13 protein-coding genes and 2 pseudogenes are annotated in these 15543 nt (G+C 41.9%); 2 read left to right on the top strand and 13 right to left on the bottom strand.

Annotated features, from left to right (window positions below):
- Both QZV86_RS11135 and QZV86_RS11130 read right to left on the bottom strand, forming a co-directional pair.
- Positions 1 to 135: transposase (locus QZV86_RS11135; RefSeq protein ID WP_295627923.1), on the bottom strand; the 135-nt coding region annotated here is incomplete at its 3' end.
- A 119-nt stretch (positions 136 to 254) separates the two neighbouring features.
- Entirely contained in the window at positions 255 to 833 is a 579-nt protein-coding gene (locus QZV86_RS11130; protein WP_295627919.1) for a recombinase family protein, read from the bottom strand.
- 168 nt (positions 834 to 1001) lie between these two features.
- Here QZV86_RS11130 and QZV86_RS11125 point away from each other — a divergent pair, with 168 nt between their 5' ends.
- On the top strand, positions 1002 to 1634 hold the full coding sequence (locus tag QZV86_RS11125; RefSeq protein WP_295627917.1) for a DUF4158 domain-containing protein: 633 nt from the start codon (positions 1002 to 1004) through the stop codon (positions 1632 to 1634).
- Here QZV86_RS11125 and QZV86_RS11120 read toward each other — a convergent pair.
- From QZV86_RS11120 to QZV86_RS11070, 11 genes and pseudogenes are all read right to left on the bottom strand, one after another.
- Positions 1631 to 3091: an MraY family glycosyltransferase gene (locus tag QZV86_RS11120; RefSeq protein ID WP_295627915.1), complete on the bottom strand. Its 1461-nt coding sequence runs from the start codon at positions 3089 to 3091 to the stop codon at positions 1631 to 1633. The genes QZV86_RS11125 and QZV86_RS11120 overlap by 4 nt on opposite strands.
- A gap of 383 nt (positions 3092 to 3474) precedes the next feature.
- A complete protein-coding gene (locus QZV86_RS11115) occupies positions 3475 to 4128 on the bottom strand; it encodes an IS30 family transposase (RefSeq protein WP_295627912.1) in 654 nt (217 codons plus the stop codon).
- Between the two features lie 728 nt (positions 4129 to 4856).
- Positions 4857 to 7133, bottom strand: coding sequence for a polysaccharide biosynthesis tyrosine autokinase (locus QZV86_RS11110; protein ID WP_295627908.1), 2277 nt, complete (start codon positions 7131 to 7133; stop codon positions 4857 to 4859).
- The gene (locus QZV86_RS11105) at positions 7130 to 8365 is read right to left on the bottom strand and encodes a polysaccharide export protein (RefSeq protein ID WP_295627905.1); all 1236 of its coding nucleotides are present in this window, start codon (positions 8363 to 8365) and stop codon (positions 7130 to 7132) included. Before QZV86_RS11105 ends, QZV86_RS11110 begins: the two co-directional genes overlap by 4 nt.
- A gap of 341 nt (positions 8366 to 8706) precedes the next feature.
- The gene (locus tag QZV86_RS11100) at positions 8707 to 9147 is read right to left on the bottom strand and encodes a low molecular weight protein-tyrosine-phosphatase (protein WP_295627902.1); all 441 of its coding nucleotides are present in this window, start codon (positions 9145 to 9147) and stop codon (positions 8707 to 8709) included.
- Positions 9148 to 9531: 384 nt separating this feature from the next.
- Positions 9532 to 9825, bottom strand: a complete 294-nt coding sequence (locus QZV86_RS11095; protein WP_295627899.1) for a hypothetical protein — start codon at positions 9823 to 9825, stop codon at positions 9532 to 9534.
- Positions 9826 to 10030: 205 nt separating this feature from the next.
- Positions 10031 to 11875 carry a glutamine--fructose-6-phosphate transaminase (isomerizing) gene (gene glmS / locus QZV86_RS11090; RefSeq protein WP_295627895.1) on the bottom strand — a complete coding sequence of 615 codons (1845 nt, stop codon included), beginning with the start codon at positions 11873 to 11875 and terminating at the stop codon, positions 10031 to 10033.
- Between the two features lie 79 nt (positions 11876 to 11954).
- Positions 11955 to 12392 (bottom strand): IS200/IS605 family transposase, encoded by a 438-nt coding sequence (gene tnpA / locus QZV86_RS11085; protein WP_295627922.1) that lies wholly within the window; start codon positions 12390 to 12392, stop codon positions 11955 to 11957.
- Positions 12393 to 12668: 276 nt separating this feature from the next.
- On the bottom strand, positions 12669 to 12896 hold the full coding sequence (locus tag QZV86_RS11080) for a hypothetical protein (RefSeq protein ID WP_295627890.1): 228 nt from the start codon (positions 12894 to 12896) through the stop codon (positions 12669 to 12671).
- Positions 12897 to 13055: 159 nt separating this feature from the next.
- Entirely contained in the window at positions 13056 to 14417 is a 1362-nt protein-coding gene (gene glmM, locus QZV86_RS11075; RefSeq protein ID WP_295627887.1) for a phosphoglucosamine mutase, read from the bottom strand.
- 212 nt (positions 14418 to 14629) lie between these two features.
- A pseudogene (locus tag QZV86_RS11070) lies at positions 14630 to 14866 on the bottom strand (IS3 family transposase); the annotation flags it as partial.
- A 324-nt stretch (positions 14867 to 15190) separates the two neighbouring features.
- On the opposite strand from QZV86_RS11070, the pseudogene QZV86_RS11065 reads away from it, so the two are divergent.
- A pseudogene (locus QZV86_RS11065) lies at positions 15191 to 15466 on the top strand (IS5/IS1182 family transposase); the annotation flags it as partial.
- Positions 15467 to 15543 lie beyond the last annotated feature (77 nt).

Below are 15543 nucleotides of genomic sequence, written 5' to 3'. Positions count from 1 at the left end.
CCAGAGATCATGCAGCACTTCCCCTATATGTTTCCTGAGCTTGCCAAATAACAATTTCTTTCGCCGCTTTGGAATAAATACCACATGATATTTACAATCCCAGCGCGTATGGCTCAAACTTTGATACTCCTTCATCTTTGACTCCTCGTCTCGTGGTTGGGACGAGAACGTTACGACGACTGCCGTAACGGTCAAACCTTCTGGAGTCCCCCGGCTAAGCCGGGGGTTTACCTGTTATTAATTAGAACAATAGCCTATGCCAAGACTGTTAACTTGCTACGCATAAGCAAGCGAGAGATCGTTGCCGGATGTACACTAAATAACCGGGCGGCATCAGCAGCGGTCTTTTGACCCGAACTCACCAAACGGACGATTTCTTGTTCCTGATGTGGCCTGAGCTTGGGGCGACGGCCACCAACACGACCTTCCATACGAGCAGCGTTTAGCCCATTGCGTGTGCGTTCGCGCAATATGGCTCGCTCGAACTCGGCGAATGAACCGACAATCTGCATCATCATTCGGCCACCGGCAGACATGGTATCAATTGCTTCGGTTAAGCTTTTAAATCCAGCAGAAGCCAGTTCAATCTTTTCCATCAAAGTCAGAACATCTTTTAAAGAACGGGATAATCGATCCAGCTTCCAAACTACCAGAACATCGTCTTTGCGTAGCTGTCCAATGAGGCGATGTAATTCGGGCCTATCCCAGCGACCGCCGCTAGCCTTCTCTTCAAAAATGAGTTCACACCCAGCCAACTTCAGTGCAGAGATTTGCGCCGCGTTGTCTTGATCCTGAGTTGATACCCGTGCATAACCGATGTGCATTACTTGCATAAACCTATTGCCAATAGATGCTATTATGCAATAAGTTTATGCAATACGCAAGCCCTTTATTTCTGGCAAGAACAACTTTGTTGCACAAACGACCGTTTGTGCAATCAGCTTGCCGTGCGTCTTTTCAGTTTCGTGCACCGTGCACGTATTTTATTTCCATTTTGAAAGATGCGAGCTAGTGACAAAAACCTTACTGTTCTTTCCGAAGCCGAGAAGGAAGCTTTGTATGGCCTGCCTGACTTTGATAATTTTCAACGTGCTGAATATTTTTCTCTAACGGATGAAGAACGCACCCTTGTTCAGAGACGTAGCGGCATTCCTGAACAAATTCTATGCATGTTGCAAATCGGTTATTTCAAAGCTAAGCAAACCTTTTTTAACCTGTCATTTTCGGACGCACCTCAGGAGGATATTGATTTCTTATTGCGCTGTTATTTTCCCGGTGTGCTATTTACACCAAGACCGGTTCGACAAGCCGAGTATTACGTTCAATGTAACGAAATCGTTAAGCTATTTGAATACCGTCTTTGGTCAAAAGAATTCACGCCGTTAGTCACTGAAAAAGCCGCCCAACTCACTTTACGTGATGTAACACCGACCTTCATCTTAACTGAGCTGGTCGCCTCCTTGAATCAACAGAAGATCGTCCGGCCCGGTTACACCACTTTACAAGCCATTATTGTTGATGTTCTTTCGGCTGAGCGTAAGCGATTGGGTGGGTTAATTGAAGAATTCCTTGATGAAACCAGTATAAGTGCAATGAACGACCCCGCCCCAAGGGGCGGGGTCGTTCATTGCTAACCCATAACTTCGAACGTCAGCGCTTGCGGACCTAGGCTACGCCGCCCCACTATTAACGACTCACCAAAGGCACTGCCGGTGCTGCAAGCTTTCAGATCGAAATCTTTATCGCGTGCTGAAAGGACACGTAGCCGGATACTCCGTCGTTCTTTCAGTCGTTGTTGTAGCAATGCAATCTGTTGCTTCAATATCTTCTCCGAAAGACAGGCTTCTTTAGCTAGCCATACATTAAACGTAATAGCATAGTGTTTTTCAGAATTATGGCGTGCCGATATCTGTTCAAAAATTCTTATCGAAAAATTCACATCAGGTCCGAGTTCTTCGTTAATTGTCTTGGCTATATTCTCGGTTTCTTTGGCGGTGAAATTACCGGAAAAAATTTTACAACTTGCAGCAGGAGCAAACCCCAGTCTGGTTCCAAATAGTATCCGGAGATGTCGTAACATTGATATAAAACGCCAAGGTCGCAACGTCAGCAAGAAATATCCTAGAAATATCAAAAGAAAACCAAATAGCATTACGAATTCAGGAACGCCCAAGTAAAGACCCATGAGCCCTATTATTCCAAATAGAATATGGAACGAAACAATGAGAAAAGTTATTTCGCTAACAAAAAAACCAGCCTTCAGAAACAAGTGATGCAGATGGAGGTGGTCTGGCATGAAAGGAGATTTACCCAAACACACCCGGCGTAGCATAACACCGATAGAATCCAAGAGTGGCATGGAAAACAGCCATACTGCCGTTATTGGTGTCATTGCTGGGTTCAAGCCCTGCGAAAGATCAATAAGCAACCAGCCCAATATAAATCCAATTAACATGCTGCCATTGTCGCCCAAAAACACGCGCGCGTAGCGTTTCGAGGCATAGCGCAGGTTATAATACAAAAAACCTACCATACCACCGGCAAGCGCAGTAATTAATATAAGGTTATGCTGATCTCCATCCATAAACGCAACAATGCCAATTAAAAACAAGCTAACCAGAGAAATCGATCCCGAGAGTCCATCAATACCATCAATCATATTAATCGCATTAATGCCACCGATAATAGCAATAACAGTAAAAGCAATTGCAAACCATCCGCTTAGTTGTAGCGATTGACCCCATAGCAATCCGCCAAGTTCATTAAGCATCATATCACCGCTCAACACTATAACAAGTGCAACGATAGCCTGTATCATAATGCGTAGCTTATAAGAAAGGCTAATTATGTCATCTACAAAACCCGTGATAAAGATAATGGCAGAACATAATCCCAAGATCAACCAATTCTTGGGCATCTCGAAATGGACGAAGGATAGCAATGCGAATGCTAAGCATACGACTGTTAACAGTCCCACTCCACCAACAAAAGGCGTGTTGGAATCATGCAATTTATGGCCTCCGTCAGGGCGATCGACCATGCTTAAGGATTGTACTAAATAGGCGGCAGCACGAATAGCAATTGCAGACACTATTGTACAAAGTATAAATAAGGAAATTAAGTCGTTAATATTTACACTGCTCATGCTTAGCTTAGACTCCCATAACTAATCCTAAAATGAATCGCAATCCACTTCTTCATGTCAGTCTTTGAAAAAACTCTCAGACTGCTGCAAAATAGATTTGCTCCGCTCGCCCTGCGCCTATCCCCGTGGCAAGACCACGAGGAATTAAAAATTCAAGTAATAAGTGCAATCAAGTTGCGCAGCAAGTAACAACTTGCAGTCCTAAAAATAATTCGTTCGGTGATTGATTTCCCCAGGTCTTTCGGAACCGGATATTCAGTCAATCTATGACTTGTTTAATTTGTTCATCAGTCACCTGAATAAAGCACCCCGCCGCAAGGAGCGAGGAATTAAACCCGGAAGAGATTAAAGTCGGTTTCTTTTGAAAAATATTGTCTAATCAACCCATTCGTGTTTTCATTCGTACCACGCTCCCACGAAGCATAGGAATATGCAAAATAAATCGCTGTATTTAGCTCTTTGGCAATTCTGGCATGCTCAGCAAATTCCAGACCATTATCCAGTGTGATCGTATCAATTCTTGCCGCCAGTGGTTTCATCACTTTAATGACAGCTTGTGCTAAAGGGCCGACATGCTTTCCAGATAAGCGCATGATTACTGTATAGAGCGTTTTACGTTCCACTAACGTCACTAACGCGCCAGCTCGCCCTTTGCCTATGATCGTATCACCTTCCCAATCGCCGATACGATGCCTTGTCTCTCCAATTTCCGGCTGCTCTTCAATGCCGATCCTGCCCTGGATTCTGCCCCGCCTGTCGTGATGACCATATCTCTTGCGGCAAGCTTTTGAGGCAATCCGCAAATGTTTATACAAATCACCACCCCGCGCCTTATCTGCATAGATCAACTGATAAATCGTTTCATGATGCAGCGATAGATTCTTATGGCGTTCCAGGTAGTTCGCAACCTGCTCCGGACTCAACTCCTGGCGAATTAACTTAATCATCCACTGTCTCACCTCGACGTTCAATCGCCAAGCCATGTACCTGTTTCGGTCGGTAATTTCGCTTCCCCCGATTACGCTTCAGTCCTCTGCTGATGGTAGATGTTGATTGTCTTTTTGGCAAGTTAAATGTCAAAATATAACAGCTGACTTCCTAACTCGAAGAATTGTACATAACTTATTATGCGAATCAAGTTCCGCATGAATGTACCAAAGTATTTTTATGATGTATATAGCGTTTTTGCCCTCTAAATTCCAGGATATTACGGTAGTCTTTGCAGGACAAATGTCCTGGTTTTTGGAGTGTTAGGCTGCTGAGTAAACAGAAGTAGCCTAACTCGATTGGACAGTTTCCCGAGAGCATAAAAAAGTGGGGGAGCTATAGAGAAGTGGCCTCGCAAATTCGGACAGTCCGATAAGTGGTAATCTTGCTCAATCCAAGCCTGTATGTCGTCAAAGCAATTCGGAAAAATGGTTACCTAAGTTAAGAGACACTTTAGCTCATCAAGTTTGAATTATTTAATCTCTTCCGGGTTTAGTTCCTCGCTCCTTGGGGCGAAAGCTGGTTGAAAACCAGCAGTCTGAAGAGCGCTTTTAATACCTCGCTGCTTGCGGCGGGGTGCTTTATTTAAATCATTACACCAAGCACTGATGCAATTTATGCTTAAACAGGATGAGATTGTCTGAAGTAGTAGTGTCTATTTTATTCAACAAGAGTCAGGGAATCGCAAGTGCAAATAAAGCACTCCGCATTATTGCTGCATGGCTTATTTTTTATAGCTATATTGATACACATACCTACTATAGCTGTGCCCGTAGCGCGATGATATTTCAGGCATACTATTAAACACAATACCTTTTATTTTAGTGCCGGATTGATTAAATCTTTTTATACTTTGTTCCAATTCTCTCTTGGTATGTAGCCCCGCTTTTATTACCATGAAAGTAGCGTTAGCGAATCGCCCTATAATAGCAGCGTCCGTAGCAGCCAAAATTGGTGGCGAATCTATAATGACCAAATCGTACCGCTCAATCAGAGTCTTAAGGAAAACGCCAAAGCGTTCGTGTAACAATAATTCCGATGGATTAGGCGGTAATGCTCCTGTAGGAATAAAGTCAATGTTGGCTAGCGGTATTTTATGAATTGCTTCATTTACCATTACAGTATTTGAGATTATTTCAGATAAGCCATTCTTTCTACTTACGCCCAACGATTTATTGATAGTACCTTTACGTAAATCAGCATCTATTAGTAATACTTTTTTTCCACTGTCAGCCATTACTGCGGCAAGATTAAGCGAAATAAATGATTTGCCAACATTTGGACTCGGTCCGGAAATTAAGACGATGTTATTTTTTGCATCTAGCAAAGAAAAATGCAATGTAGTGCGAAAACTACGCAAACTCTCTATCGCGTTATCTTCTTGGTATATTTTAGCCAATAGAATTGGATCAATTTTATCTGATTTATAACGTTTGCTGGCTTCTTTATTAAGTATCCCCTGATTTTTACTGTACGAGACGGTTGCGTAAACAGGAATGCCTAATTGTTTCTCGATAAGATCAGGATCTTCGATGCCACGTTGTAGCATTCGACGTACAAACACCGCAACAATACCTAAAAACATTCCGAAAACGAAAGCAAAGCTAATAATTAATATTTTTACAGGTTTAATCGCAACTTCAGGCAATATCGCATAATCGATAATTCTTGCATCTCCCACCGTACCTGCTTTTGCTACCTTTAATGTCTGTGCGTTATTAAGCAAAGTATTATAGAGATTTTTGTTCACTTCTACGTCCCCGGACAATCCTACAATAACTTGCTGTGTTTCTGGTAGCTTTTTGACCATATTTTCGTGAGCATTCATTTGTTCTTTCAATCGAGAAATTTGTTTATCCACAGCAATTACGCTAGGGTGTGACTCGGTAAATCTTTGTCTTAGTTCATCACGCGATTGTTGCAATAAAGTAATCTTGGTTTTTATGTTCACCAAATTATTTAAAATATGCCCCGTCTCCATATCTAAATCAACAGAACCTTTACGGTTTCTATAGTTATTAAGGGCAGTTGTCGAAATCTCCAACTGCTTTTTTATTGAAGGTAGTTGCTTATATAGAAATTCTAGTGTTTGTTGTGTTTCGGAAGATTTATGCTCAACATTCTGTTGTATATAAATTCTGGCAATTTCATTTAATACCCGCATTGCCTGATCCGGGCTGTGTGACTCCAGTGCTAATTCTATTATTCCTGTATGTTTATTTTTCTGTGCGTTTTTTTCTGAAACAACCAAATTATCTTTTAATTTAGCAATTGCGCTATTTTCAGATAGTCGCTTGATGGTAAATTGGGTGCCGGGACGTGATTTTAATAGCGACACAAATATAGTAATAAGCTGCTGATTATTTTTAATCTGTTTGCTGGCCAGCTTACCAACATTTCCTTCAAGGATAGGCTCGTCGTCATAAATGATCTGAAAATGACCTTGTTCACCTGCCAATAAAGTGAATTCTTTATCTCTCAAATCTGCCGGTACTGTAAACGTGTCGACTTGAATGACTTCACCACCCCAAGCATAGCGAGATAGCCCAGCTATAGGATCGGAAACTGTATTATCTTCATTACGTCGTTGAAATCGACTCGCAATCATATCGCCAACAACAGGAAAGCGCTTCGGCTTAGCCTCAATATCTAACTTCATATTTATAATAGCTTTTCCTAATACCATTCTGGATTTAATCAGCTCAATTTCAGCTATTACCGGCAAGTTACTTACAAATATGTTTGCTATTGGTTCAATCCCTGTGAGCGCCCGGGATTTTTCATCAAGTTGTAACATGGCATCAGCTCTGTAAACCGGTTTGTCGAGATAGGCCTTAGCTACACCTAAAAAAGTTACAGCCAGTGTGACCAAGATAATTAGCCATTTTCCATATGCCAATATGGCCAATAACTCAACCAAATTCAGATCGTCTTCATTTTCTTTCTGATTCGGCTGATAGTTATCCGCAGCTCTAGTATTTTCTTTTTGGAAACCGATCATCGCGGTATACCTAGGGGTTGTGTAGTAAATGGTTGAATGCGTAATGATCCATCAAATATATTCAACAATTGAATGGTTGGTGCAATTTGTGAGATGATTTGATTCCAACGAATACCTTCTGCCCGATCAACAAAGACCACATCGCGTGGCTGCAATGGGAAGCGTTCTGCCAATATAAGGGCATCGGGAGATTTCGCGTCCAGATGAAATATTTCTGAATTTCCTATACCAGATCTAAAAACAAAAACTCTAGCTGCATCCGAAGTTTCCTGATCTACCCCACCTCCGTCAGCCAACGCTTCAGTCAATGTCATGCGTGCTTTATTCATAATTAAACTTCGTGGCCTGACACCGAATCCGCGACCCATGGCGGTCTCACCCAACACAAAAACCTTATTTAATACATTGTCCGGCACGTTCAAAACATCACCCTGCTCAAGTAACACGTTTTGAGTGATATCGCCACCTTCATAAAGGCTCAACAGGTTAATGCTATAAGTCTTGCCGTCCCTCGTTAAAGCAATATTGCGCAGGTCTGCTAGAGAGGTTACTCCACCGGCATTATTGATCGCTTCCAATACGGTCAAGGGTATATCTTTGACCAAATAAACTCCCGGTTGAGTCACTTCCCCTACAACATAAACCCGTTGGCTACGATACCCAGCTACACGCACATCGAGTTGAACTTTTTCTATAAAGCGCGATAGCCTCTGGGTTAGTTCTTCGCGGATTTCTTCGACTGTTTTACCCGCCGCTTGCACAACACCCGCAAAAGGATAGAAGAATGTACCGTCTTCACCGACGACATTTCCTGCCGCTTCTGCCGACCTAAATTCACCTGCTGGGATTGTCAGTTCCGGATGTCCCCAGACGGTAATATTGAGAATATCTCTCGGTCCCACGCGATATTGGCTATAAGATTCCTGATTTGGCGTGCCTTTTATTGCTTTTGAACCGATGCGATAATCGAAATAATGGTTAGCCACATTATCAGGACCTAAGCTGCGATTATTAATATTCCTTTCTAAATCAATAATTAACTGGGCATTAATAGTCTGAATATTAAGTTTCTTCAAAATTGCTTCATTATTTTCCGTAACCGGCAATTCCATGCTGGATTGAGTGGAAAAAGATCGCACATGCTGCCCAGGAACTATGGTACAAGCTATGAGCGGACTCGTTACAATTAGAACGAGTAATATTTTTATTCGCAATAATCTTATATTTAGCATAATGGAGAAAGTTATCGTGATTATATTGCAAAATACATAAAGCGGCCTGCCGCAAGCAGCGAGGAATTAAACCCATAAAAGATTAGACTAGTCTAATTAAGATTTTTAATACTTAAATAACGAATAACCACGAAAAGTTACCGCACTTCTAATATTTAAATTAGAGAGTGGTAAACTTTTGTCGGGCCATGAATGTAATCAACTTATTCGAAGTCCTCTTATTTCATAGATTTAAGATCATCTTTAAAAATTCAATCTCCAGCAATATGGATCTTAATGAGTCAAGCAATCACAGATGATTATTCTTTTGCAAAATAGGTAATTTTTAGCGGTGCCATGAATTATAGTTTCACTACCCATTGTGACACCCCCTCCTCAATTAATGCCAATACCTTTTCAAAAACAACCAGATCTTGTTCGTAAGGATCAGAAATATCAAATTTCCCCCACTCACCCAACCGGAAAATCTTTCCTCTTGCACTTGGCTCATTTTCTTCTATTGCGACTTTTTGATTCAATTCCATCACTAAAATAAGCTCTGCCTTATGAATCATCTCACGATTTAATTGACAAGCACGATGGTCTAGAATGTCGATGTTTTTTTTTAACAAAAGTTGACATGCGATAGGATCTGGTTGATAGCCTATTAACGCGCCAAGGCCAGCAGAGCTCACGAAATAATCAGTTTTATCGGCCTCAATAAGCGCATGCTTGAATAATCCTTCAGCCATTGGGCTTCTACAAATATTTCCGATACAGACAATAAGTATATTTTTAACCAAGTTACAATCTTTCTGAAGAATATATCAATAGTAAATTATCATGATTCACTATTTCAAATTATATTTTGGGTTGTATGCTTATATCTTTTTTGAAAATGCCAATAGTCCACTCGATGGGATAAACACAATGTTTACTTTTCTGTTGCTCCATTTTTTCTCCAGAAACAAAATAATAAAGTCAGTATCCAATTTGCTTCTGGATTGCCGTTTTGACTAATGTTGTCAGCATAATAAATCATTATCAATCTATTAATCCTAAATTTTCTATTAGAATTTTCTCTAACAGGCCGTTGAAAAATTCAGGATTTTCAGTTTGAAATTTCGTTTCTAAAAGATTGCTAGAATTTTGATCGTTTTTCCGAATCTATTTTTCTCGTAAATTGTTCATCTTCTGTGCGATCCTGACCACCAGCCACGCTTACGAATCTCCAAACGCTCGTCTGTTCCCATCGCTGATGATACACTGGCATTAACTCTCACTGGCTTTTCCCCAGCGATATAGATTGGTTGCCCTACAACGGGTACAAGCGAGTTTATCGTCTCCTGATTTCGTTCGACCAATGCAATCACTTCATCAGTATCCTCTTTTCCTTCCAGACTCTTTCGCAGTTTATCTCGCTGAATACGACTCATGCGTTCAATCGATTCCATCCATGCCTTGAATTCCACTGATTTCATTATGTACACTTCTATATCTCAATGCACATTGGACAAACAATTTAATCTCTTCCGGGTTTAATTCCTTGCTCCTTGGGGCGAAGGCTGGTTGAAAACCGGCAGTCTGAAGAGCGCTTTTAATACCTCGCTGCTTGCGGCGGGGTGCTTTATTGAGTAAATGCGCAGTTATTCAGAAACTCTCTGACACGTTTTTTCATGGCTACATTTACTCAACTGTTACCGCTTTCGCCAAATTTCTTGGTTTATCAATATCTGTGCCTTTAACCAGTGCAACATGATAAGCCAATAACTGAAGAGGGACGACATGAAGAATTGGACTTAGTAAACCGGCATATTCGGGCCGGTGGATCACATGCAGATTATCACTTGATGTAATCTGTGAGTCTGTATCAGCAAAAACATAAAGTTCGCCACCGCGTGCATGCACTTCCTGCAAGTTTGACTTAAGTTTACCTAATAACTGATCATTAGGAGCAATTGCAACTATCGGCATTTCCTTGTCCACCAAAGCGAGTGGACCATGCTTCAACTCTCCTGCTGCATAAGCTTCGGCATGAATATACGAAATTTCTTTGAGCTTAAGTGCTCCTTCCATCGCGATAGGATAATGAACGCCGCGGCCAAGAAATAATGCATGATGTTTTTGTGCCAATCTTTTTGCCCAGATCCTCACCTGTGGCTCGACCTGTAATGTATGTTGCAAAGCATCGGGTATATGACAGAGCGCTCTAATCATTCGTTGTTCATCTTCTTGGGTTAATCGATTCCGTATTTTTGCGAGCGTCACCGATAACAATAGAAGCGAAACTAACTGCGTAGTAAATGCCTTGGTTGAAGCAACCCCAATCTCCGGTCCTGCGCGAGTCAAGAAGCTTAATTCTGCTTGCCGAATCAACGCGCTTTCGGGCACATTGCATATGGCGAGGCTATGACGATGCCCCATTTTTTCTGCATATGACAGTGCAGCTAAAGTATCAGCCGTCTCACCTGATTGAGAAATACCAATCACCAAAGTTGCTGGATCCGCGACTGGTTCACGATAACGGTATTCGCTGGCTATCTCAACGCTACACGGCAATCCCGCCACAGTCTCCAACCAGTATCGAGCCACCAGGCCAGCATGATAACTGGTCCCACAGGCCAGGATTAGAATCCGGTTAATATTGGAAAATACTTTTTCGGCTTCACGCCCAAATAAACCTGGAGTGATGTGCTGTGCACCTGATAACATTTCCAATGTGTTAGCTACAGCATTTGGTTGTTCAAAAATCTCTTTCTGCATAAAGTGCGTATAAGCTCCCAATCCGATATCTTCATTGGATAAATGAGTTTCATGAACGCTACGGCTAACCGGTTCGCCAAACTGGCTATTCAAACAATTTACAATCCTGAATCCATGACTGCTGAGCTCCGCAATGTCACCATCTTCCAGAAAAATGATATTGCGGGTCACTTGAAGTAAAGCCGACACATCTGATGCAACATAATTACCATCTTTTCCCACACCCAATATTAAAGGCGCTCCATGACGTGCAACAATAATACAATCCGGGTTCGTTTCCTCCATAACAGCTATCGCATATGATCCTTGCAATTCTGCAGCGGATAAACAAACAGCCTTGAATAAATCAGTTACTTCTCGTAACTTGAAAGCTATTAAATGTGCAATAACCTCGCTATCTGTATCTGATAAAAACTCGCATCCCTGTTTTTTCAGATAAGTGCGAATGTTTTCGTAGTTCTCTATGATTCCATTATGTACAACAGCAATTTTGGATTCCTCTGAAAAATGAGGATGAGCATTACGTTCTGAAGATGCGCCGTGGGTTGCCCATCGTGTGTGCGCTATGCCGGCAAGTCCATGAGCTCTCTGCTGTTCAACCAGCCTGCCAAGTTCGCTCACGCGACCTATTGTGCGCAATCTTTTTAATCCATAATTGGTAATTACCAAACCAGCCGAATCGTAACCCCTGTATTCGAGGCGTTGCAACCCCTCTATTAGAATGGGGACTACATTGGCATTTGCTATTGCCCCAACAATTCCACACATTTGTTCTTTGCCTCTTCAAGTTACTAATTCAAAAAATAAAACCCCTAAATAAACGATCCCGTGGCAAGACCACGGGATATTAGAAAAGCTCAAGTTGACGCAGTTCTTCTTTTGGTTTGCCTGGATTCTTTACATGTCGCTCAACCACACCCAAATCAGCTCTTTCACCTGCAGTTGCAACATAATAGCCATCCGTCCAAAACTCACCACCCCACAGATCTCGTTTCAAATCCGGCTTCCTCTTAAACAATTCCCGCGCTGTTATGCTTTTGAACACCCTAACAATCTGACCCGGTGCAATTTTCGGATGTGCCGTACAAAGTATATGTACGTGGTCTTCGTCGCAACCTATCTGCTCAAACTCAATGTCGTATCGATCTTCTATCGCTTTCGCAGTCATCATAATGATTTTTACAACTGCGTCATCTAACAGTCCCCGTCTGTATTTCACAGGAAATACAATGTGATAATGTATCTGCCAAGCACAGTGGCCCGCCCTCTCTACGACATCTCGAATCTCAACATTCTAAAGCCTAATTAGATCCCCGTGGCAAGACCAAGAAGAATCGCAAGTTCAGATAATTCGATTGTTCTTTAGAATAGAATGAATGTATCAAAGTATTCTTGTGATGTACATAGCGTTTTTGCCCTCTAAATTCCAGGATATTACGGTAGTCTTTGCAGGACAAATGTCCTGGTTTTTGGAGTGTTAGGCTGCTGAGTAAACAGAAGTAGCCTAACTCGATTGGACAGTTTCCCGAGAGCATAGAAAAGTGGGGCGTTGTTGAATAAATCAAAAGTTGACCGAAAGTTCCCAGTTTCTTATGTGTACTAGATTTTGTACGGATACCGGCATTCCTAAATTAGTTATTCTATTGAGTGCAGACGCACTAATCCATGCTTCTATTTTTTGCTGTGGGAGCACACGTACTTTCATGGCATTGCTCAAAATACGCTTATAGCGTTGCATGGCAAGTTCGGCATAGATATCCTGTCTTCTTTTGCCAGGCAATACGGCCATGTTCGTTAAATAAAGCACCCTGCCGCAAGCAGCGAGGTATTAAAGCGCTCTTCAGACTGCCGGTTTTCAACGCCCCAAGGAGTGAGGAATTAAACCCGGAAGAGATTCAACAACGCCCATATCGAGATCGTATAAGTATGGTTCGTGAAAAATGATCGCTCATTCTTTGCTGGCAATTTGAACAACTTCAGCAATATGTTCAGCCCAGTAATTAACTTTTTGTTTTGACTTACCTTCAACCATCACGCGAATAAGTGGCTCCGTTCCTGAAGCTCTTATAAGAACACGTCCGCAATCATTCAGGTCAGCCTCGGCTTCTACCTGTACTGCTTTAACAATTTTATTTGATCTAAAATCAAATGACTCGGGAATTTTTATATTAATCAATCGCTGTGGGTATAGTACGACGTCACGTGTGAATTGAGCTAAAGTTTTTCGGGTGTCACGTAACGCATACAGTACCTGCAAAGCAGAGATAATGCCGTCACCAGTCGTATGCTTGTCCTTACAAACGATATGCCCGGAATTTTCGCCTCCAAGATACCATTTTTTTTCATGCAGTAATTCTAGTATGTAACGATCACCGACATTGGCTCGGATAAATGGAATACTCATTTCTTTAAAACGATTTTCTATTGCAAGGTTAGTCATCAGAGTACCTACGACACCGCCTTCAAGCACTTTTCTTTGTTTACGATGTTTGGCGATAATATAGAGCAATTGATCACCATCGTATAGTCTACCTTGTTTATCCACCATCATAAGACGGTCACCGTCGCCATCCAATGCAATACCCAAGTCAGCATGGTTTTCCATAACAGATTTTTGTAATGTTGAACAATGAGTGGCTCCGCACTCAAGATTGATATTTAAACCATTGGGTTCCGCACCAATGGTAATAACTTCAGCTCCTAACTCGTGCATAACATGACTGGCAATATGGTAAGTGGCTCCATTGGCGCAATCAACGACCATCTTTAATCCGCGTAGATCAAGATGATAAGGAAAAGAACTTTTACAGAATTCGATATAACGGCCTGTTGCGTCCTTAAGCCGCTGCACTTTCCCTAGCTTTTCTGAAGGCATGGTTTCAATTGCTATATCTAACAAAGATTCAATGTTATGTTCCATGTCATCAGGTAATTTGTGCCCATCGGCAGAAAAAAACTTGATGCCATTATCTTCGAATAGATTATGTGAGGCGGAGATAACAATACCAGCTTGCAATCTCAGGGCGCGAATTAGATAGGCAATGGCGGAGGTTGGCATGGGGCCGGATAGGAGCACATTTACGCCTGCGGCACATAAGCCTGCTTGAAGTGCAGATTCAAGCATATAACCAGATACCCGAGTGTCTTTGCCAATGAGAACTGTTGGGCGCTCTCCTTCCATTAGGTGCCAATCGCCAGCAACCAAAACCTTTCCGGCCGAGTAACCTAAATGCATAAAGAAATGAGGTGTAATAGGATGTTTACCTACCCGGCCTCGTATACCATCAGTTCCAAAATATTTTTTAGTCATTTTATGAAAATAAATAAATTTTCTCCGCGCTCCCCGCGCTTATCCTCGCGGCAAGACCACGAGGTATTACGGTACAGAAAACCAAAAACAGCGTGCTACGCTAACTTCAAAAACATAATCTATAATGCTCCCCGTGGCAAGCCACGGAGAATTTCAAGTTAAAGATAAACAAAAGCTATTGACCCCTGTTGAATAAAATAGACACTGTCACTTCAGACAACCTCATCCTGTTTAAGCATAAACTGCATCAGCGCCTGGGCCGGTGAGATATTCCCCAAACTTGAATGTCTGCGCGTACGATTATAGAATATTTCTATGTATTCTACGATTTCATTTATCGCTGTCTGTTTTGTTACATAGCTTTTTTGATGAATGAGTTCATTTTTAAGTAAGTCCCAGAAACTTTCCATCGGAGCATTATCGTAACAATTGCCACGGCGTGACATTGAAGCCACATACGGCGCTGTTTAATAAAGCACCCCGCCGCAAGCAGCGAGGTATTAAAAGCGCTCTTCAGACTGCCGGTTTTCAACCAGCCTTCGCCCCAAGGAGCAAGGAATTAAACCCGGAAGAGATTCAAAATTGCACTTCAAACTTGAATCCGCCACCTCGTTGCTTGCGGCGGGGTGCTTTATTTTTGAATATAGGTAAACTCGTAATATTGAGGTTCCTATACCACCAATAAGACGAGTTTGCGATGCCCCAGTTGATACTCAGTAAAGAGTTTTGGTCGAAGTTGGGGAAGATTCTGCTTCAAGAAACCATTGATTTGATTACCTGACGCGGAAGCGATTGTAGCGGACAAAGGTTATGACAGTGACTGTATACGGAAGCAGATAACAAAGAAGAGAGCTAGGCCAGTAATACCAAGAAAGTGCAACTCTTTGAAAGGTAATGTAGATATGGATTGGGATTTGTATAAGTATTGGCATTTGGTGGAAAACACTTTTGCGTGATTCAATGCAGTGGCAACACGATATGACAAACTGAAGAGGAATTATGAAAGTATGGTTGCCATGGCTTGCGGATATTTTTGGTTACCCATGTGAAATGTCTACAGACCCTATGCTGGTCGGCCCTGCAAAATTCACATGACTGTGGCGGAGGCTTTGTATACAAGAAAGCT

Origin of the sequence: uncultured Nitrosomonas sp., assembly GCF_902826915.1 — a bacterium.
In the GTDB taxonomy this organism is placed as follows: Bacteria; Pseudomonadota; Gammaproteobacteria; order Burkholderiales; family Nitrosomonadaceae; genus Nitrosomonas.
This window is presented reverse-complemented; position numbering and strand designations above follow the sequence as displayed.

Bases quoted from the DNA above. Each gene is read 5' to 3' on its own strand.
- QZV86_RS11130 (WP_295627919.1), bottom strand. From the start codon at position 833: ATGCAAGTAATGCACATCGGTTATGCACGGGTATCAACTCAGGATCAA.
- QZV86_RS11125 (WP_295627917.1), top strand. From the start codon at position 1,002: ATGCGAGCTAGTGACAAAAACCTTACTGTTCTTTCCGAAGCCGAGAAG.
- QZV86_RS11115 (WP_295627912.1), bottom strand. From the start codon at position 4,128: ATGGCTTGGCGATTGAACGTCGAGGTGAGACAGTGGATGATTAAGTTA.
- QZV86_RS11110 (WP_295627908.1), bottom strand. From the start codon at position 7,133: ATGATCGGTTTCCAAAAAGAAAATACTAGAGCTGCGGATAACTATCAG.
- QZV86_RS11105 (WP_295627905.1), bottom strand. From the start codon at position 8,365: ATGCTAAATATAAGATTATTGCGAATAAAAATATTACTCGTTCTAATT.
- QZV86_RS11095 (WP_295627899.1), bottom strand. From the start codon at position 9,825: ATGAAATCAGTGGAATTCAAGGCATGGATGGAATCGATTGAACGCATG.
- glmS (WP_295627895.1), bottom strand. From the start codon at position 11,875: ATGTGTGGAATTGTTGGGGCAATAGCAAATGCCAATGTAGTCCCCATT.
- QZV86_RS11080 (WP_295627890.1), bottom strand. From the start codon at position 12,896: ATGGCCGTATTGCCTGGCAAAAGAAGACAGGATATCTATGCCGAACTT.
- glmM (WP_295627887.1), bottom strand. From the start codon at position 14,417: ATGACTAAAAAATATTTTGGAACTGATGGTATACGAGGCCGGGTAGGT.